Source organism: Halomonas sp. TD01, from assembly GCF_923868895.1.
GTDB lineage: Bacteria > Pseudomonadota > Gammaproteobacteria > Pseudomonadales > Halomonadaceae > Vreelandella.
In genome coordinates, this window is the sequence record NZ_OV350343.1 from 2536838 (window position 1) to 2558534 (window position 21697).

Genomic DNA, 21697 nt, shown 5'->3' on the forward strand with positions numbered 1-21697 from the left:
TTCGTACTGTCCACCGGTACAATATGAATTTGCCTTCATCAAGACTAGCCTTGCTGCAAAATGCCGTTAATGAAATTTTACTTTCATTGGCTCGTACTAAAGCGGCGAACTCTTTAATGAAGCAGCGGGTGGGATACAGCACATGGCAACAGTTATCGCGATTTCAGGTCAGGCATGGGCACGTGATGAAGACGGCAACCTGCGTGAACTACGCATTGGCGATGTTCTTCAAGAGGGTGAAACGATCATCACGTCTGCGGATGGTCGCGTAGAACTAGACTTTGCCGACGGAACAGGCGTTAACGTTGTCGAGGGCGGCCAAGAAGTTGCTGTTACTCCCGAGCTTGATTTTGACGCGATTGTAGCCACCGATGCCAGCGCCCAAGATGACGATTTAGAAGCACTGCTCGCCGCTCTTGATGATGAGGATGGCGACCTGCTTGATCTGCTGGATGCTACCGCAGCCGGCGGCGCTGGCGGCGGTGGTGGCGGCGGTAACAGCTTTGTGCGCCTTGCCCGTATTGCTGAAGAAACCGACCCGCTTAGTTTTAGCACTGAAGGAGGCCTTGAAGGGGCCGAGTTCGTTGAGTTTGATGGTGGCGGCGTAGCCGTTGCAGCGGCAGATCTAGATGATACTGACGCTGATGCGGATTCAGATGCTGATGCGGACGCCGACGCCGATGCAGACGCCGATGCCGATGCCGATGCCGATGCGGACGCCGATGCTGATGCCGACGCCGACGCCGACGCCGACGCTGATGCCGATGCGGACGCTGATGCGGACGCTGATGCGGACGCCGACGCCGACGCCGACGCCGATGCTGATGCAGACGCCGATGCTGATGCGGACGCCGACGCCGACGCCGATGCTGATGCTGATGCAGACGCCGATGCTGATGCGGACGCCGACGCCGATGCTGATGCAGACGCCGATGCAGACGCTGATGCTGATGCTGATGCTGATTCAGACGCTGATGCCGACGCAGATGCGGATGCGGACGCAGATGCGGATGCCGACGCAGATGCCGATGCCGATGCCGATGCTGATGCAGACGCCGATGCTGATGCGGATGCAGACGCCGACGCAGACGCGGATGCCGATGCGGATGCAGATGCCGATGCGGACGCCGATGCTGATGCTGATGCGGACGCTGATGCAGATGCCGACGCAGACGCAGACGCCGATTCAGACGCAGACGCCGATGCTGATGCTGACGCCGACGCCGACGCAGATGCCGATGCCGATGCTGATGCCGATGCCGATGCCGACGCAGATGCGGATGCCGACGCCGACGCGGATGCAGACGCCGATGCGGACGCCGACGCAGATGCCGACGCAGACGCAGACGCCGATGCTGATGCGGACGCTGATGCAGATGCTGATGCCGATTCAGACGCAGACGCTGATGCAGACGCCGATGCTGACGCCGACGCCGATGCCGATGCCGATTCAGACGCGGATGCGGATGCCGACGCCGACGCCGACGCCGACGCTGACGCTGACGCTGACGCCGATGCAGACGCTGACGCAGACGCGGATGCGGACGCTGATGCGGACGCTGATGCTGATGCTGATGCCGATGCTGATGCTGATGCGGACGCTGATGCAGATGCTGATGCCGATTCAGACGCAGACGCAGACGCTGATGCCGATGCCGACGCTGATGCCGATGCCGACGCAGACGCCGATTCAGACGCAGACGCAGACGCAGATGCCGATGCCGATGCTGATGCAGATGCCGACGCTGATGCCGATGCCGACGCAGACGCCGATTCAGACGCAGATGCCGATGCCGATGCCGATGCCGATTCAGATGCGGATGCGGACGCAGATGCAGATGCAGATGCCGATTCAGATGCTGATGCCGACGCAGATGCAGATGCGGATGCGGATGCCGACGCTGACGCTGACGCCGATGCGGATGCTGACGCCGATTCAGATGCTGATGCTGATGCGGATGCGGATGCTGACGCCGATTCAGATGCGGATGCCGACTCCGATTCAGATGCGGACGCGGATGCAGATGCGGATGCCGATGCGGACGCCGATGCCGATGCCGATGCCGATGCGGACGCCGATGCCGACGCGGATGCGGATGCTGATGCTGATGCTGATGCGGACGCCGATGCGGATGCGGATGCGGACGCCGATGCGGACGCTGATGCCGATGCCGATGCCGATGCCGATGCCGATGCCGATGCCGATGCCGACGCGGATGCCGATGCTGATGCTGATGCTGATGCTGATGCTGATGCTGATGCTGATGCGGACGCCGATGCTGATGCGGACGCCGATGCGGATGCGGATGCGGACGCCGATGCGGATGCGGACGCCGATGCTGATGCCGATGCAGACGCTGATGCTGACGCCGATGCGGACGCCGACGCCGACGCTGATGCCGATGCGGACGCCGATGCTGATGCTGATGCTGATGCCGATGCCGATGCCGATGCTGATGCTGATGCAGACGCCGACGCCGACGCCGATGCTGATGCTGATGCCGATGCCGATGCCGATGCCGATGCAGACGCCGATGCGGACGCCGATGCGGACGCCGACGCCGACGCTGATGCTGATGCCGATTCAGATGCTGATGCTGATGCTGACGCAGACGCGGATGCGGACGCTGATGCGGACGCTGATGCTGATGCTGATGCGGACGCTGATGCAGATGCTGATGCCGATTCAGACGCAGACGCAGACGCTGATGCCGATGCCGACGCTGATGCCGATGCCGACGCAGACGCCGATTCAGACGCAGACGCAGATGCCGATGCCGATGCCGATGCTGATGCAGATGCCGACGCTGATGCCGATGCCGACGCAGACGCCGATTCAGACGCAGACGCAGATGCCGATGCCGATGCCGATGCCGATGCCGATGCCGATGCCGATGCCGATGCCGATGCTGATGCTGATGCCGATTCAGACGCAGATGCCGACGCCGATGCCGACGCCGATGCCGATGCCGATGCCGATGCCGATGCCGATGCCGATGCCGATTCAGACGCAGATGCCGATGCAGACGCCGACGCGGATGCAGACGCCGATGCAGACGCCGATGCTGATGCGGACGCCGACGCCGACGCCGATGCGGACGCCGATGCAGATGCCGACTTAGAGGCTACTGTCACCCTAGAGGCCCCGGCGCAAGTCACCGAAGGCGACGACATCACCGTCACCGCTCGCGTGGACAACGCCCCGGCCACCGACCTGACGATCACACTCTCCAACGGCGAAGAGATCGTCATTGCCGCTAATACCACTGAAGGCAGCGTCACGTTCGCCAGCCGTGTCGACGACGTCTACCAGCAAGGTGAGCAGAGCCAGACCCTCAGCATCACCGGTGCGGACGGCGGCAACTACGATGCCCTGGATACTAGCAGCACTGTCACGGTGAGCACGGTCGACGACAACGACGTCACCACCATCACCCTAGACGCGCCGGAAACCGTCACCGAAGGCAACGACATCACCGTCACCGCCCGTGTGAACAACGCCCCGGCCACCGACCTGACGATCACACTCTCCAACGGCGAAGAAATCGTCATTGCTGCTAATACCACCGAAGGCAGCGTCACGTTCGCCAGCCGTGGCGACGACGTCTTCCAGCAAGGCGATGAGAGCCAGACCCTCAGCATCACTGACACTGACGGTGGCAACTACGAAGCCCTCGACACGACTAGCACCGCTACGGTGACCACGGTCGATGATAGCGACGTCACCACCCTGACGCTGAACAACGTCACGGTTAATGAAGGCACCGGCACCGCCACACTCAGCGGCACGCTGAGCAGCGCCCCGACCGACGAGCCGCTCGTGATTGCGCTGGATAACGGCGCCACGCTGACCTTTGGTGTCGGCATGACCACGGCGACCTCGACGGAGTTCGCTGTTCAGGGCGACGATGTTTATATCGACGGTGAAAGCATTACCGTCAACGCCAGTGTGCAAAGCGGTGGCGACGAGTTCGAAAACCTCAACGTGGACGACACCGCCACCGTGACGGTGAATGACACCGTCGACACCGTGACCGTGGGTCTGACGGCAACGGCCTCTGTCGCCGAAGGCGGCCAGATCACCTACACCGCGACCCTGACCGACGCCAACGGCGCTCCGGTCACGACGAATAACGCCATCACCGTGACCCTGGCCAATGGGGAAGTCATCACCATTGCGGCCAACAGCAGTGCGGGCGAGATCACCGTTGACGCGCCGGCCGATGACGCCTACGTCACGGACGCGATCACCAACAGCATCGCCACTGCCAGCGAAGCGAATGCCGGCACCCCCGGCGCGCTCGAGAACCTGGAGGTGGCCGGCGACACCAACGTCACCACGACGGTCACCGACAACGACACCGAGACCACCCTGACGCTGAACAACGTCACGGTTAATGAAGGCACCGGCACCGCCACACTCAGCGGCACGCTGAGCAGCGCCCCGACCGACGAGCCGCTCGTGATTGCGCTGGATAACGGCGCCACGCTGACCTTTGGTGTCGGCATGACCACGGCGACCTCGACGGAGTTCGCTGTTCAGGGCGACGATGTTTATATCGACGGTGAAAGCATTACCGTCAACGCCAGTGTGCAAAGCGGTGGCGACGAGTTCGAAAACCTCAACGTGGACGACACCGCCACCGTGACGGTGAATGACACCGTCGACACCGTGACTGTGGGTCTGACGGCAACGGCCTCTGTCGCCGAAGGCGGCCAGATCACCTACACCGCGACCCTGACCGACGCCAACGGCGCTCCGGTCACGACGAATAACGCCATCACCGTGACCCTGGCCAATGGGGAAGTCATCACCATTGCGGCCAACAGCAGTGCGGGCGAGATCACCGTTGACGCGCCGGCCGATGACGCCTACGTCACGGACGCGATCACCAACAGCATCGCCACTGCCAGCGAAGCGAATGCCGGCACCCCCGGCGCGCTCGAGAACCTGGAGGTGGCCGGCGACACCAACGTCACCACGACGGTCACCGACAACGACACCGAGACCACCCTGACGCTGAACAACGTCACGGTTAATGAAGGCACCGGCACCGCCACACTCAGCGGCACGCTGAGCAGCGCCCCGACCGACGAGCCGCTCGTGATTGCGCTGGATAACGGCGCCACGCTGACCTTTGGTGTCGGCATGACCACGGCGACCTCGACGGAGTTCGCTGTTCAGGGCGACGATGTTTATATCGACGGTGAAAGCATTACCGTCAACGCCAGTGTGCAAAGCGGTGGTGACGAGTTCGAAAACCTCAACGTGGACGACACCGCCACCGTGACGGTGAATGACACCGTCGACACCGTGACCGTGGGTCTGACGGCAACGGCCTCTGTCGCCGAAGGCGGCCAGATCACCTACACCGCGACCCTGACCGACGCCAACGGCGCTCCGGTCACGACGAATAACGCCATCACCGTGACCCTGGCCAATGGGGAAGTCATCACCATTGCGGCCAACAGCAGTGCGGGCGAGATCACCGTTGACGCGCCGGCCGATGACGCCTACGTCACGGACGCGATCACCAACAGCATCGCCACTGCCAGCGAAGCGAATGCCGGCACCCCCGGCGCGCTCGAGAACCTGGAGGTGGCCGGCGACACCAACGTCACCACGACGGTCACCGACAACGACACCGAGACCACCCTGACGCTGAACAACGTCACGGTTAATGAAGGCACCGGCACCGCCACACTCAGCGGCACGCTGAGCAGCGCCCCGACCGACGAGCCGCTCGTGATTGCGCTGGATAACGGCGCCACGCTGACCTTTGGTGTCGGCATGACCACGGCGACCTCGACGGAGTTCGCTGTTCAGGGCGACGATGTTTATATCGACGGTGAAAGCATTACCGTCAACGCCAGTGTGCAAAGCGGTGGCGACGAGTTCGAAAACCTCAACGTGGACGACACCGCCACCGTGACGGTGAATGACACCGTCGACACCGTGACTGTGGGTCTGACGGCAACGGCCTCTGTCGCCGAAGGCGGCCAGATCACCTACACCGCGACCCTGACCGACGCCAACGGCGCTCCGGTCACGACGAATAACGCCATCACCGTGACCCTGGCCAATGGGGAAGTCATCACCATTGCGGCCAACAGCAGTGCGGGCGAGATCACCGTTGACGCGCCGACCGATGACGCCTACGTCACGGACGCGATCACCAACAGCATCGCCACTGCCAGCGAAGCGAATGCCGGCACCCCCGGCGCGCTCGAGAACCTGGAGGTGGCCGGCGACACCAACGTCACCACGACGGTCACCGACAACGACACCGAGACCACCCTGACGCTGAACGACGTCACGGTTAATGAAGGCACCGGCACCGCCACACTCAGCGGCACGCTGAGCAGCGCCCCGACCGACGAGCCGCTCGTGATTGCGCTGGATAACGGCGCCACGCTGACCTTTGGTGTCGGCATGACCACGGCGACCTCGACGGAGTTCGCTGTTCAGGGCGACGATGTTTATATCGACGGTGAAAGCATTACCGTCAACGCCAGTGTGCAAAGCGGTGGCGACGAGTTCGAAAACCTCAACGTGGACGACACCGCCACCGTGACGGTGAATGACACCGTCGACACCGTGACCGTGGGTCTGACGGCAACGGCCTCTGTCGCCGAAGGCGGCCAGATCACCTACACCGCGACCCTGACCGACGCCAACGGCGCTCCGGTCACGACGAATAACGCCATCACCGTGACCCTGGCCAATGGGGAAGTCATCACCATTGCGGCCAACAGCAGTGCGGGCGAGATCACCGTTGACGCGCCGGCCGATGACGCCTACGTCACGGACGCGATCACCAACAGCATCGCCACTGCCAGCGAAGCGAATGCCGGCACCCCCGGCGCGCTCGAGAACCTGGAGGTGGCCGGCGACACCAACGTCACCACGACGGTCACCGACAACGACACCGAGACCACCCTGACGCTGAACAACGTCACGGTTAATGAAGGCACCGGCACCGCCACACTCAGCGGCACGCTGAGCAGCGCCCCGACCGACGAGCCGCTCGTGATTGCGCTGGATAACGGCGCCACGCTGACCTTTGGTGTCGGCATGACCACGGCGACCTCGACGGAGTTCGCTGTTCAGGGCGACGATGTTTATATCGACGGTGAAAGCATTACCGTCAACGCCAGTGTGCAAAGCGGTGGCGACGAGTTCGAAAACCTCAACGTGGACGACACCGCCACCGTGACGGTGAATGACACCGTCGACACCGTGACTGTGGGTCTGACGGCAACGGCCTCTGTCGCCGAAGGCGGCCAGATCACCTACACCGCGACCCTGACCGACGCCAACGGCGCTCCGGTCACGACGAATAACGCCATCACCGTGACCCTGGCCAATGGGGAAGTCATCACCATTGCGGCCAACAGCAGTGCGGGCGAGATCACCGTTGACGCGCCGGCCGATGACGCCTACGTCACGGACGCGATCACCAACAGCATCGCCACTGCCAGCGAAGCGAATGCCGGCACCCCCGGCGCGCTCGAGAACCTGGAGGTGGCCGGCGACACCAACGTCACCACGACGGTCACCGACAACGACACCGAGACCACCCTGACGCTGAACAACGTCACGGTTAATGAAGGCACCGGCACCGCCACACTCAGCGGCACGCTGAGCAGCGCCCCGACCGACGAGCCGCTCGTGATTGCGCTGGATAACGGCGCCACGCTGACCTTTGGTGTCGGCATGACCACGGCGACCTCGACGGAGTTCGCTGTTCAGGGCGACGATGTTTATATCGACGGTGAAAGCATTACCGTCAACGCCAGTGTGCAAAGCGGTGGCGACGAGTTCGAAAACCTCAACGTGGACGACACCGCCACCGTGACGGTGAATGACACCGTCGACACCGTGACCGTGGGTCTGACGGCAACGGCCTCTGTCGCCGAAGGCGGCCAGATCACCTACACCGCGACCCTGACCGACGCCAACGGCGCTCCGGTCACGACGAATAACGCCATCACCGTGACCCTGGCCAATGGGGAAGTCATCACCATTGCGGCCAACAGCAGTGCGGGCGAGATCACCGTTGACGCGCCGGCCGATGACGCCTACGTCACGGACGCGATCACCAACAGCATCGATACTGCCAGCGAAGCGAATGCCGGCACCCCCGGCGCGCTCGAGAACCTGGAGGTGGCCGGCGACACCAACGTCACCACGACGGTCACCGACAACGACACCGAGACCACCCTGACGCTGAACAACGTCACGGTTAATGAAGGCACCGGCACCGCCACACTCAGCGGCACGCTGAGCAGCGCCCCGACCGACGAGCCGCTCGTGATTGCGCTGGATAACGGCGCCACGCTGACCTTTGGTGTCGGCATGACCACGGCGACCTCGACGGAGTTCGCTGTTCAGGGCGACGATGTTTATATCGACGGTGAAAGCATTACCGTCAACGCCAGTGTGCAAAGCGGTGGTGACGAGTTCGAAAACCTCAACGTGGACGACACCGCCACCGTGACGGTGAATGACACCGTCGACACCGTGACTGTGGGTCTGACGGCAACGGCCTCTGTCGCCGAAGGCGGCCAGATCACCTACACCGCGACCCTGACCGACGCCAACGGCGCTCCGGTCACGACGAATAACGCCATCACCGTGACCCTGGCCAATGGGGAAGTCATCACCATTGCGGCCAACAGCAGTGCGGGCGAGATCACCGTTGACGCGCCGACCGATGACGCCTACGTCACGGACGCGATCACCAACAGCATCGATACTGCCAGCGAAGCGAATGCCGGCACCCCCGGCGCGCTCGAGAACCTGGAGGTGGCCGGCGACACCAACGTCACCACGACGGTCACCGACAACGACACCGAGACCACCCTGACGCTGAACAACGTCACGGTTAATGAAGGCACCGGCACCGCCACACTCAGCGGCACGCTGAGCAGCGCCCCGACCGACGAGCCGCTCGTGATTGCGCTGGATAACGGCGCCACGCTGACCTTTGGTGTCGGCATGACCACGGCGACCTCGACGGAGTTCGCTGTTCAGGGCGACGATGTTTATATCGACGGTGAAAGCATTACCGTCAACGCCAGTGTGCAAAGCGGTGGCGACGAGTTCGAAAACCTCAACGTGGACGACACCGCCACCGTGACGGTGAATGACACCGTCGACACCGTGACCGTGGGTCTGACGGCAACGGCCTCTGTCGCCGAAGGCGGCCAGATCACCTACACCGCGACCCTGACCGACGCCAACGGCGCTCCGGTCACGACGAATAACGCCATCACCGTGACCCTGGCCAATGGGGAAGTCATCACCATTGCGGCCAACAGCAGTGCGGGCGAGATCACCGTTGACGCGCCGGCCGATGACGCCTACGTCACGGACGCGATCACCAACAGCATCGCCACTGCCAGCGAAGCGAATGCCGGCACCCCCGGCGCGCTCGAGAACCTGGAGGTGGCCGGCGACACCAACGTCACCACGACGGTCACCGACAACGACACCGAGACCACCCTGACGCTGAACAACGTCACGGTTAATGAAGGCACCGGCACCGCCACACTCAGCGGCACGCTGAGCAGCGCCCCGACCGACGAGCCGCTCGTGATTGCGCTGGATAACGGCGCCACGCTGACCTTTGGTGTCGGCATGACCACGGCGACCTCGACGGAGTTCGCTGTTCAGGGCGACGATGTTTATATCGACGGTGAAAGCATTACCGTCAACGCCAGTGTGCAAAGCGGTGGCGACGAGTTCGAAAACCTCAACGTGGACGACACCGCCACCGTGACGGTGAATGACACCGTCGACACCGTGACTGTGGGTCTGACGGCAACGGCCTCTGTCGCCGAAGGCGGCCAGATCACCTACACCGCGACCCTGACCGACGCCAACGGCGCTCCGGTCACGACGAATAACGCCATCACCGTGACCCTGGCCAATGGGGAAGTCATCACCATTGCGGCCAACAGCAGTGCGGGCGAGATCACCGTTGACGCGCCGGCCGATGACGCCTACGTCACGGACGCGATCACCAACAGCATCGCCACTGCCAGCGAAGCGAATGCCGGCACCCCCGGCGCGCTCGAGAACCTGGAGGTGGCCGGCGACACCAACGTCACCACGACGGTCACCGACAACGACACCGAGACCACCCTGACGCTGAACAACGTCACGGTTAATGAAGGCACCGGCACCGCCACACTCAGCGGCACGCTGAGCAGCGCCCCGACCGACGAGCCGCTCGTGATTGCGCTGGATAACGGCGCCACGCTGACCTTTGGTGTCGGCATGACCACGGCGACCTCGACGGAGTTCGCTGTTCAGGGCGACGATGTTTATATCGACGGTGAAAGCATTACCGTCAACGCCAGTGTGCAAAGCGGTGGCGACGAGTTCGAAAACCTCAACGTGGACGACACCGCCACCGTGACGGTGAATGACACCGTCGACACCGTGACCGTGGGTCTGACGGCAACGGCCTCTGTCGCCGAAGGCGGCCAGATCACCTACACCGCGACCCTGACCGACGCCAACGGCGCTCCGGTCACGACGAATAACGCCATCACCGTGACCCTGGCCAATGGGGAAGTCATCACCATTGCGGCCAACAGCAGTGCGGGCGAGATCACCGTTGACGCGCCGGCCGATGACGCCTACGTCACGGACGCGATCACCAACAGCATCGCCACTGCCAGCGAAGCGAATGCCGGCACCCCCGGCGCGCTCGAGAACCTGGAGGTGGCCGGCGACACCAACGTCACCACGACGGTCACCGACAACGACACCGAGACCACCCTGACGCTGAACAACGTCACGGTTAATGAAGGCACCGGCACCGCCACACTCAGCGGCACGCTGAGCAGCGCCCCGACCGACGAGCCGCTCGTGATTGCGCTGGATAACGGCGCCACGCTGACCTTTGGTGTCGGCATGACCACGGCGACCTCGACGGAGTTCGCTGTTCAGGGCGACGATGTTTATATCGACGGTGAAAGCATTACCGTCAACGCCAGTGTGCAAAGCGGTGGCGACGAGTTCGAAAACCTCAACGTGGACGACACCGCCACCGTGACGGTGAATGACACCGTCGACACCGTGACTGTGGGTCTGACGGCAACGGCCTCTGTCGCCGAAGGCGGCCAGATCACCTACACCGCGACCCTGACCGACGCCAACGGCGCTCCGGTCACGACGAATAACGCCATCACCGTGACCCTGGCCAATGGGGAAGTCATCACCATTGCGGCCAACAGCAGTGCGGGCGAGATCACCGTTGACGCGCCGACCGATGACGCCTACGTCACGGACGCGATCACCAACAGCATCGATACTGCCAGCGAAGCGAATGCCGGCACCCCCGGCGCGCTCGAGAACCTGGAGGTGGCCGGCGACACCAACGTCACCACGACGGTCACCGACAACGACACCGAGACCACCCTGACGCTGAACAACGTCACGGTTAATGAAGGCACCGGCACCGCCACACTCAGCGGCACGCTGAGCAGCGCCCCGACCGACGAGCCGCTCGTGATTGCGCTGGATAACGGCGCCACGCTGACCTTTGGTGTCGGCATGACCACGGCGACCTCGACGGAGTTCGCTGTTCAGGGCGACGATGTTTATATCGACGGTGAAAGCATTACCGTCAACGCCAGTGTGCAAAGCGGTGGCGACGAGTTCGAAAACCTCAACGTGGACGACACCGCCACCGTGACGGTGAATGACACCGTCGACACCGTGACCGTGGGTCTGACGGCAACGGCCTCTGTCGCCGAAGGCGGCCAGATCACCTACACCGCGACCCTGACCGACGCCAACGGCGCTCCGGTCACGACGAATAACGCCATCACCGTGACCCTGGCCAATGGGGAAGTCATCACCATTGCGGCCAACAGCAGTGCGGGCGAGATCACCGTTGACGCGCCGGCCGATGACGCCTACGTCACGGACGCGATCACCAACAGCATCGCCACTGCCAGCGAAGCGAATGCCGGCACCCCCGGCGCGCTCGAGAACCTGGAGGTGGCCGGCGACACCAACGTCACCACGACGGTCACCGACAACGACACCGAGACCACCCTGACGCTGAACAACGTCACGGTTAATGAAGGCACCGGCACCGCCACACTCAGCGGCACGCTGAGCAGCGCCCCGACCGACGAGCCGCTCGTGATTGCGCTGGATAACGGCGCCACGCTGACCTTTGGTGTCGGCATGACCACGGCGACCTCGACGGAGTTCGCTGTTCAGGGCGACGATGTTTATATCGACGGTGAAAGCATTACCGTCAACGCCAGTGTGCAAAGCGGTGGCGACGAGTTCGAAAACCTCAACGTGGACGACACCGCCACCGTGACGGTGAATGACACCGTCGACACCGTGACTGTGGGTCTGACGGCAACGGCCTCTGTCGCCGAAGGCGGCCAGATCACCTACACCGCGACCCTGACCGACGCCAACGGCGCTCCGGTCACGACGAATAACGCCATCACCGTGACCCTGGCCAATGGGGAAGTCATCACCATTGCGGCCAACAGCAGTGCGGGCGAGATCACCGTTGACGCGCCGGCCGATGACGCCTACGTCACGGACGCGATCACCAACAGCATCGCCACTGCCAGCGAAGCGAATGCCGGCACCCCCGGCGCGCTCGAGAACCTGGAGGTGGCTGGCGACACCAACGTCACCACGACGGTCACCGACAACGACACCGAGACCACCCTGACGCTGAACAACGTCACGGTTAATGAAGGCACCGGCACCGCCACACTCAGCGGCACGCTGAGCAGCGCCCCGACCGACGAGCCGCTCGTGATTGCGCTGGATAACGGCGCCACGCTGACCTTTGGTGTCGGCATGACCACGGCGACCTCGACGGAGTTCGCTGTTCAGGGCGACGATGTTTATATCGACGGTGAAAGCATTACCGTCAACGCCAGTGTGCAAAGCGGTGGCGACGAGTTCGAAAACCTCAACGTGGACGACACCGCCACCGTGACGGTGAATGACACCGTCGACACCGTGACCGTGGGTCTGACGGCAACGGCCTCTGTCGCCGAAGGCGGCCAGATCACCTACACCGCGACCCTGACCGACGCCAACGGCGCTCCGGTCACGACGAATAACGCCATCACCGTGACCCTGGCCAATGGGGAAGTCATCACCATTGCGGCCAACAGCAGTGCGGGCGAGATCACCGTTGACGCGCCGGCCGATGACGCCTACGTCACGGACGCGATCACCAACAGCATCGCCACTGCCAGCGAAGCGAATGCCGGCACCCCCGGCGCGCTCGAGAACCTGGAGGTGGCCGGCGACACCAACGTCACCACGACGGTCACCGACAACGACACCGAGACCACCCTGACGCTGAACAACGTCACGGTTAATGAAGGCACCGGCACCGCCACACTCAGCGGCACGCTGAGCAGCGCCCCGACCGACGAGCCGCTCGTGATTGCGCTGGATAACGGCGCCACGCTGACCTTTGGTGTCGGCATGACCACGGCGACCTCGACGGAGTTCGCTGTTCAGGGCGACGATGTTTATATCGACGGTGAAAGCATTACCGTCAACGCCAGTGTGCAAAGCGGTGGCGACGAGTTCGAAAACCTCAACGTGGACGACACCGCCACCGTGACGGTGAATGACACCGTCGACACCGTGACCGTGGGTCTGACGGCAACGGCCTCTGTCGCCGAAGGCGGCCAGATCACCTACACCGCGACCCTGACCGACGCCAACGGCGCTCCGGTCACGACGAATAACGCCATCACCGTGACCCTGGCCAATGGGGAAGTCATCACCATTGCGGCCAACAGCAGTGCGGGCGAGATCACCGTTGACGCGCCGGCCGATGACGCCTACGTCACGGACGCGATCACCAACAGCATCGCCACTGCCAGCGAAGCGAATGCCGGCACCCCCGGCGCGCTCGAGAACCTGGAGGTGGCCGGCGACACCAACGTCACCACGACGGTCACCGACAACGACACCGAGACCACCCTGACGCTGAACAACGTCACGGTTAATGAAGGCACCGGCACCGCCACACTCAGCGGCACGCTGAGCAGCGCCCCGACCGACGAGCCGCTCGTGATTGCGCTGGATAACGGCGCCACGCTGACCTTTGGTGTCGGCATGACCACGGCGACCTCGACGGAGTTCGCTGTTCAGGGCGACGATGTTTATATCGACGGTGAAAGCATTACCGTCAACGCCAGTGTGCAAAGCGGTGGCGACGAGTTCGAAAACCTCAACGTGGACGACACCGCCACCGTGACGGTGAATGACACCGTCGACACCGTGACTGTGGGTCTGACGGCAACGGCCTCTGTCGCCGAAGGCGGCCAGATCACCTACACCGCGACCCTGACCGACGCCAACGGCGCTCCGGTCACGACGAATAACGCCATCACCGTGACCCTGGCCAATGGGGAAGTCATCACCATTGCGGCCAACAGCAGTGCGGGCGAGATCACCGTTGACGCGCCGGCCGATGACGCCTACGTCACGGACGCGATCACCAACAGCATCGCCACTGCCAGCGAAGCGAATGCCGGCACCCCCGGCGCGCTCGAGAACCTGGAGGTGGCTGGCGACACCAACGTCACCACGACGGTCACCGACAACGACACCGAGACCACCCTGACGCTGAACAACGTCACGGTTAATGAAGGCACCGGCACCGCCACACTCAGCGGCACGCTGAGCAGCGCCCCGACCGACGAGCCGCTCGTGATTGCGCTGGATAACGGCGCCACGCTGACCTTTGGTGTCGGCATGACCACGGCGACCTCGACGGAGTTCGCTGTTCAGGGCGACGATGTTTATATCGACGGTGAAAGCATTACCGTCAACGCCAGTGTGCAAAGCGGTGGCGACGAGTTCGAAAACCTCAACGTGGACGACACCGCCACCGTGACGGTGAATGACACCGTCGACACCGTGACCGTGGGTCTGACGGCAACGGCCTCTGTCGCCGAAGGCGGCCAGATCACCTACACCGCGACCCTGACCGACGCCAACGGCGCTCCGGTCACGACGAATAACGCCATCACCGTGACCCTGGCCAATGGGGAAGTCATCACCATTGCGGCCAACAGCAGTGCGGGCGAGATCACCGTTGACGCGCCGGCCGATGACGCCTACGTCACGGACGCGATCACCAACAGCATCGCCACTGCCAGCGAAGCGAATGCCGGCACCCCCGGCGCGCTCGAGAACCTGGAGGTGGCCGGCGACACCAACGTCACCACGACGGTCACCGACAACGACACCGAGACCACCCTGACGCTGAACAACGTCACGGTTAATGAAGGCACCGGCACCGCCACACTCAGCGGCACGCTGAGCAGCGCCCCGACCGACGAGCCGCTCGTGATTGCGCTGGATAACGGCGCCACGCTGACCTTTGGTGTCGGCATGACCACGGCGACCTCGACGGAGTTCGCTGTTCAGGGCGACGATGTTTATATCGACGGTGAAAGCATTACCGTCAACGCCAGTGTGCAAAGCGGTGGTGACGAGTTCGAAAACCTCAACGTGGACGACACCGCCACCGTGACGGTGAATGACACCGTCGACACCGTGACCGTGGGTCTGACGGCAACGGCCTCTGTCGCCGAAGGCGGCCAGATCACCTACACCGCGACCCTGACCGACGCCAACGGCGCTCCGGTCACGACGAATAACGCCATCACCGTGACCCTGGCCAATGGGGAAGTCATCACCATTGCGGCCAACAGCAGTGCGGGCGAGATCACCGTTGACGCGCCGGCCGATGACGCCTACGTCACGGACGCGATCACCAACAGCATCGCCACTGCCAGCGAAGCGAATGCCGGCACCCCCGGCGCGCTCGAGAACCTGGAGGTGGCCGGCGACACCAACGTCACCACGACGGTCACCGACAACGACACCGAGACCACCCTGACGCTGAACGACGTCACGGTTAATGAAGGCACCGGCACCGCCACACTCAGCGGCACGCTGAGCAGCGCCCCGACCGACGAGCCGCTCGTGATTGCGCTGGATAACGGCGCCACGCTGACCTTTGGTGTCGGCATGACCACGGCGACCTCGACGGAGTTCGCTGTTCAGGGCGACGATGTTTATATCGACGGTGAAAGCATTACCGTCAACGCCAGTGTGCAAAGCGGTGGCGACGAGTTCGAAAACCTCAACGTGGACGACACCGCCACCGTGACGGTGAATGACACCGTCGACACCGTGACCGTGGGTCTGACGGCAACGGCCTCTGTCGCCGAAGGCGGCCAGATCACCTACACCGCGACCCTGACCGACGCCAACGGCGCTCCGGTCACGACGAATAACGCCATCACCGTGACCCTGGCCAATGGGGAAGTCATCACCATTGCGGCCAACAGCAGTGCGGGCGAGATCACCGTTGACGCGCCGGCCGATGACGCCTACGTCACGGACGCGATCACCAACAGCATCGCCACTGCCAGCGAAGCGAATGCCGGCACCCCCGGCGCGCTCGAGAACCTGGAGGTGGCCGGCGACACCAACGTCACCACGACGGTCACCGACAACGACACCGAGACCACCCTGACGCTGAACAACGTCACGGTTAATGAAGGCACCGGCACCGCCACACTCAGCGGCACGCTGAGCAGCGCCCCGACCGACGAGCCGCTCGTGATTGCGCTGGATAACGGCGCCACGCTGACCTTTGGTGTCGGCATGACCACGGCGACCTCGACGGAGTTCGCTGTTCAGGGCGACGATGTTTATATCGACGGTGAAAGCATTACCGTCAACGCCAGTGTGCAAAGCGGTGGCGACGAGTTCGAAAACCTCAACGTGGACGACACCGCCACCGTGACGGTGAATGACACCGTCGACACCGTGACCGTGGGTCTGACGGCAACGGCCTCTGTCGCCGAAGGCGGCCAGATCACCTACACCGCGACCCTGACCGACGCCAACGGCGCTCCGGTCACGACGAATAACGCCATCACCGTGACCCTGGCCAATGGGGAAGTCATCACCATTGCGGCCAACAGCAGTGCGGGCGAGATCACCGTTGACGCGCCGGCCGATGACGCCTACGTCACGGACGCGATCACCAACAGCATCGCCACTGCCAGCGAAGCGAATGCCGGCACCCCCGGCGCGCTCGAGAACCTGGAGGTGGCCGGCGACACCAACGTCACCACGACGGTCACCGACAACGACACCGAGACCACCCTGACGCTGAACAACGTCACGGTTAATGAAGGCACCGGCACCGCCACACTCAGCGGCACGCTGAGCAGCGCCCCGACCGACGAGCCGCTCGTGATTGCGCTGGATAACGGCGCCACGCTGACCTTTGGTGTCGGCATGACCACGGCGACCTCGACGGAGTTCGCTGTTCAGGGCGACGATGTTTATATCGACGGTGAAAGCATTACCGTCAACGCCAGTGTGCAAAGCGGTGGCGACGAGTTCGAAAACCTCAACGTGGACGACACCGCCACCGTGACGGTGAATGACACCGTCGACACCGTGACCGTGGGTCTGACGGCAACGGCCTCTGTCGCCGAAGGCGGCCAGATCACCTACACCGCGACCCTGACCGACGCCAACGGCGCTCCGGTCACGACGAATAACGCCATCACCGTGACCCTGGCCAATGGGGAAGTCATCACCATTGCGGCCAACAGCAGTGCGGGCGAGATCACCGTTGACGCGCCGGCCGATGACGCCTACGTCACGGACGCGATCACCAACAGCATCGCCACTGCCAGCGAAGCGAATGCCGGCACCCCCGGCGCGCTCGAGAACCTGGAGGTGGCCGGCGACACCAACGTCACCACGACGGTCACCGACAACGACACCGAGACCACCCTGACGCTGAACAACGTCACGGTTAATGAAGGCACCGGCACCGCCACACTCAGCGGCACGCTGAGCAGCGCCCCGACCGACGAGCCGCTCGTGATTGCGCTGGATAACGGCGCCACGCTGACCTTTGGTGTCGGCATGACCACGGCGACCTCGACGGAGTTCGCTGTTCAGGGCGACGATGTTTATATCGACGGTGAAAGCATTACCGTCAACGCCAGTGTGCAAAGCGGTGGTGACGAGTTCGAAAACCTCAACGTGGACGACACCGCCACCGTGACGGTGAATGACACCGTCGACACCGTGACCGTGGGTCTGACGGCAACGGCCTCTGTCGCCGAAGGCGGCCAGATCACCTACACCGCGACCCTGACCGACGCCAACGGCGCTCCGGTCACGACGAATAACGCCATCACCGTGACCCTGGCCAATGGGGAAGTCATCACCATTGCGGCCAACAGCAGTGCGGGCGAGATCACCGTTGACGCGCCGGCCGATGACGCCTACGTCACGGACGCGATCACCAACAGCATCGCCACTGCCAGCGAAGCGAATGCCGGCACCCCCGGCGCGCTCGAGAACCTGGAGGTGGCCGGCGACACCAACGTCACCACGACGGTCACCGACAACGACACCGAGACCACCCTGACGCTGAACGACGTCACGGTTAATGAAGGCACCGGCACCGCCACACTCAGCGGCACGCTGAGCAGCGCCCCGACCGACGAGCCGCTCGTGATTGCGCTGGATAACGGCGCCACGCTGACCTTTGGTGTCGGCATGACCACGGCGACCTCGACGGAGTTCGCTGTTCAGGGCGACGATGTTTATATCGACGGTGAAAGCATTACCGTCAACGCCAGTGTGCAAAGCGGTGGCGACGAGTTCGAAAACCTCAACGTGGACGACACCGCCACCGTGACGGTGAATGACACCATTGACACCACCACCGTCAGTATTAATGCCACTGTGACTAAAACCTCCGTGATCAATGTGGGGAACGTTGATAACACTGATAGCTTCACCGTGACTGCTTATAAAGCGGATGGTGAATTAGGAACGCTGACAAAAGTCATCAACACAAACCATGATGGGTTTGGCGTGGCAGGCAGTACTTCTGGTGGTGCTGATGACACCGAGCTAGGCTACGTTACAGGCGTAGGAAGTGAGGCAATCGTCGTTGACTTTAACAACGAAGTGAAAAGCTTTGATGTTCAGTTTGCTTGGAGAAACAACAACGAAAAAGCCAAGGTTGAATTCTTCGATAAGGATGGAAACTCGGTTGGCTCGGCAGTTGTATCGGGTGGTGGTACGTCAACGGATGCTTTAGTGACTTACTACGATGCTGCGGGCAACTTCACGAAAAGTGAGAATGCACCTGGCGGGTCTGATCGGGTTGATAACGCATATACCTTTAAGCCAGGAAGTGAAGAAGCGTTTAGCAGAGCCGAGTTCACAGCAGTTGGTTTTGATGATGACTATCTAATTCACTCAATTGCCTATAAAGAGGTAATGAATGGTGAGGCGACCAGTATTAGCGGTCCGTCTGAGGTCATCTTTGATATCGAGACATCCAACCCACCGGATGCAAGTCAATATACCTTCACTGGGGATGACTTCCCGACAGCAATAGTATTGATTGATGGTCAGGAACACGTAGTCAAATTGGATGTGAACGGTAAGGGCTCGGTTAGCGTTACAACAGATGGTGACACTGATCTTACTGCTGAAGTTATCGAGGTTAATGGTAACTTCGAGAACGTAGACGTTCCCACTAGTCTCACTCTGTATAAAGGTGGGCTTGAGACCGGCAATAACGGAGATAACACCGTTGAAGGTGGTCAAGGCGACGACATAATTGTAGCTGACGAAGGCGGGGCGGATGTCAATGTTCAGCCTGGAAAAAACTACAATGTCGCGCTTGTTGTCGATACGTCAGGTTCTATGCAGTACGACTTAAATGGACGAGGCAGCGTTAACAGTAATCCTGATGGGATTAATGACAGTGTTTACTCTGCTTCCAGAATGAAATTGGTTAAGGACTCGCTGTTGCAGCTGGCTGAACAGCTTAAAGATCATGATGGCGTAATTAACGTTTCGCTGATTGCTTTTGAGTCAAATATCGAGCTGAAAGCGAACATTCAGAATCTCACAGAGCAAAACATTGACGAGCTGTTGGCTGCAATTGGCCGTACCAAAACCGAGGGTTTACAAGGTCTTGGTGGCACTAATTACGAGGGAGCATTTATTGAGGCTTCTAACTGGTTTGCGCTGCAACCGGGCGAGAGTGATGGTTATAAAAACTTAACCTACTTCCTGACGGATGGCGATCCAACATTTAGTAATAGTGGTAATAACGGCGCTGGAAATGTCACGGACGAGAAGGATATGCGGGATGCTATTGAAGCCTTCGTTCCTTTGAGTGGGGTAAGCTCGGTACATGCCATTGGTATTGGCGATGGCGTTACCGTTAATAATCTTAAGTACTTCGATAACACGGACAAGGTGAGCTTAGTTAAGGCACCTTACGGGATTCCGGAGGAGGTATTAGCCGATTTTAGTAACAACGGTGGTTGGAATAATGCCAACAGCTGGAGCACGCCTTCATCAGGCGGCACGTTGAGCCGAGAAGGAAGCTCGAATCGCTATATGGAAATTAGTGATACGTCGGTGAACAATGTTGCTTATACAGTTGCTACCCCCCAGTTTGATGTTGGTACAGGGGAGTATGCAGGTATTTCTTTCTCCTACATTATGCGTGACTATTTCGATAGTGCAGCGTGGAAACTGCAAAAGCTGGATGGTAACAGCTGGACTGATGTTGAAGGCCAGGGGGGAGAGTTAGGTTTCTCATATAATTGGAGATCAGCTGCGAGCAGCGCGCTAGAGCAAGGCGAATACCGTATTGTGTATAGCGTCAATAACGCGACTACATATGGTGATGCCACGCTTTATATTGACGACATAAAACTCACGCCTTATGTGCCACAAGGCGAAGTAAATATCGTCAATAGTGCCGACGAGCTAAATGCCGCTCTAGTAAGTGGCTCGACCAACACAGAACTGGCTGAGTTGGGCAATGACGTTGTGAATGGTGGCGATGGCAACGACATCATCTTTGGCGACGCCATTAACACCGATGCCTTGGACTGGGAGGGTCGAGAGTTACCTGCTGGCTCAGGCATGGCTGCATTAAGAGAATATTTAAAAGTCACTAATGGTGGGGAGGCGCCCACCGAACAGCAGTTGTATGACTACATCAAGGCCGGTCACGCTGAGTTCAATGTCGAGGGCGATACGCGCGGCGGAAATGATGAGCTGTATGGTGGTAAAGGAAACGATATTCTCTACGGCCAAGGCGGTGATGATCTGCTGGTTGGTGGCGAAGGTAACGATCTGCTCTTCGGTGGCCTAGGCGCTGACACCTTTAAGTGGGAGTTAAATGACCAAGGTACTGCGGATAGTCCCGCCATTGATACAGTGATGGACTTCAATTCGGGTGAAGGCGATAAACTGGATATTGGTGAGCTATTGGATTATGAAAACGGTGACTCGCTAGATGCTTATATTGTTGCAGAAGAGGACGGTGACGACACAGTGCTGTACCTTAACTCTAAAGGTGATTTAGCGGGTGACAAAGATAACGCCGATCAAGTTATTCGGTTAGAAGGTAAGAGCTTCGCTGACTTTGACGGTGGAAGCCCAGAAGATGTTATCCAGCACATGATTAATACAGGCAAGCTAGATATCGAATAACCTTCACCCACCCAAACAGGCCGCCTACGGGCGGCCTTGTTATATCCACTCTGAACGCCATTTCGCTATACTCAAGCGCTTTTACCTACA

General features: G+C 61.2%; 1 protein-coding gene. It reads left to right on the forward strand.

Annotated elements, in window-relative coordinates; genetic code table 11:
* Positions 1-142: 142 nt before the first annotated feature.
* Positions 143-21607, forward strand: coding sequence for an immunoglobulin-like domain-containing protein (locus L1X57_RS11520; RefSeq protein ID WP_234667724.1), 21465 nt, complete (start codon positions 143-145; stop codon positions 21605-21607).
* Positions 21608-21697: the final 90 nt, after the last annotated feature.

Excerpts from the sequence above, each read along its gene's own strand:
- L1X57_RS11520 (WP_234667724.1), top strand. The coding sequence starts at position 143 with ATGGCAACAGTTATCGCGATTTCAGGTCAGGCATGGGCACGTGATGAA.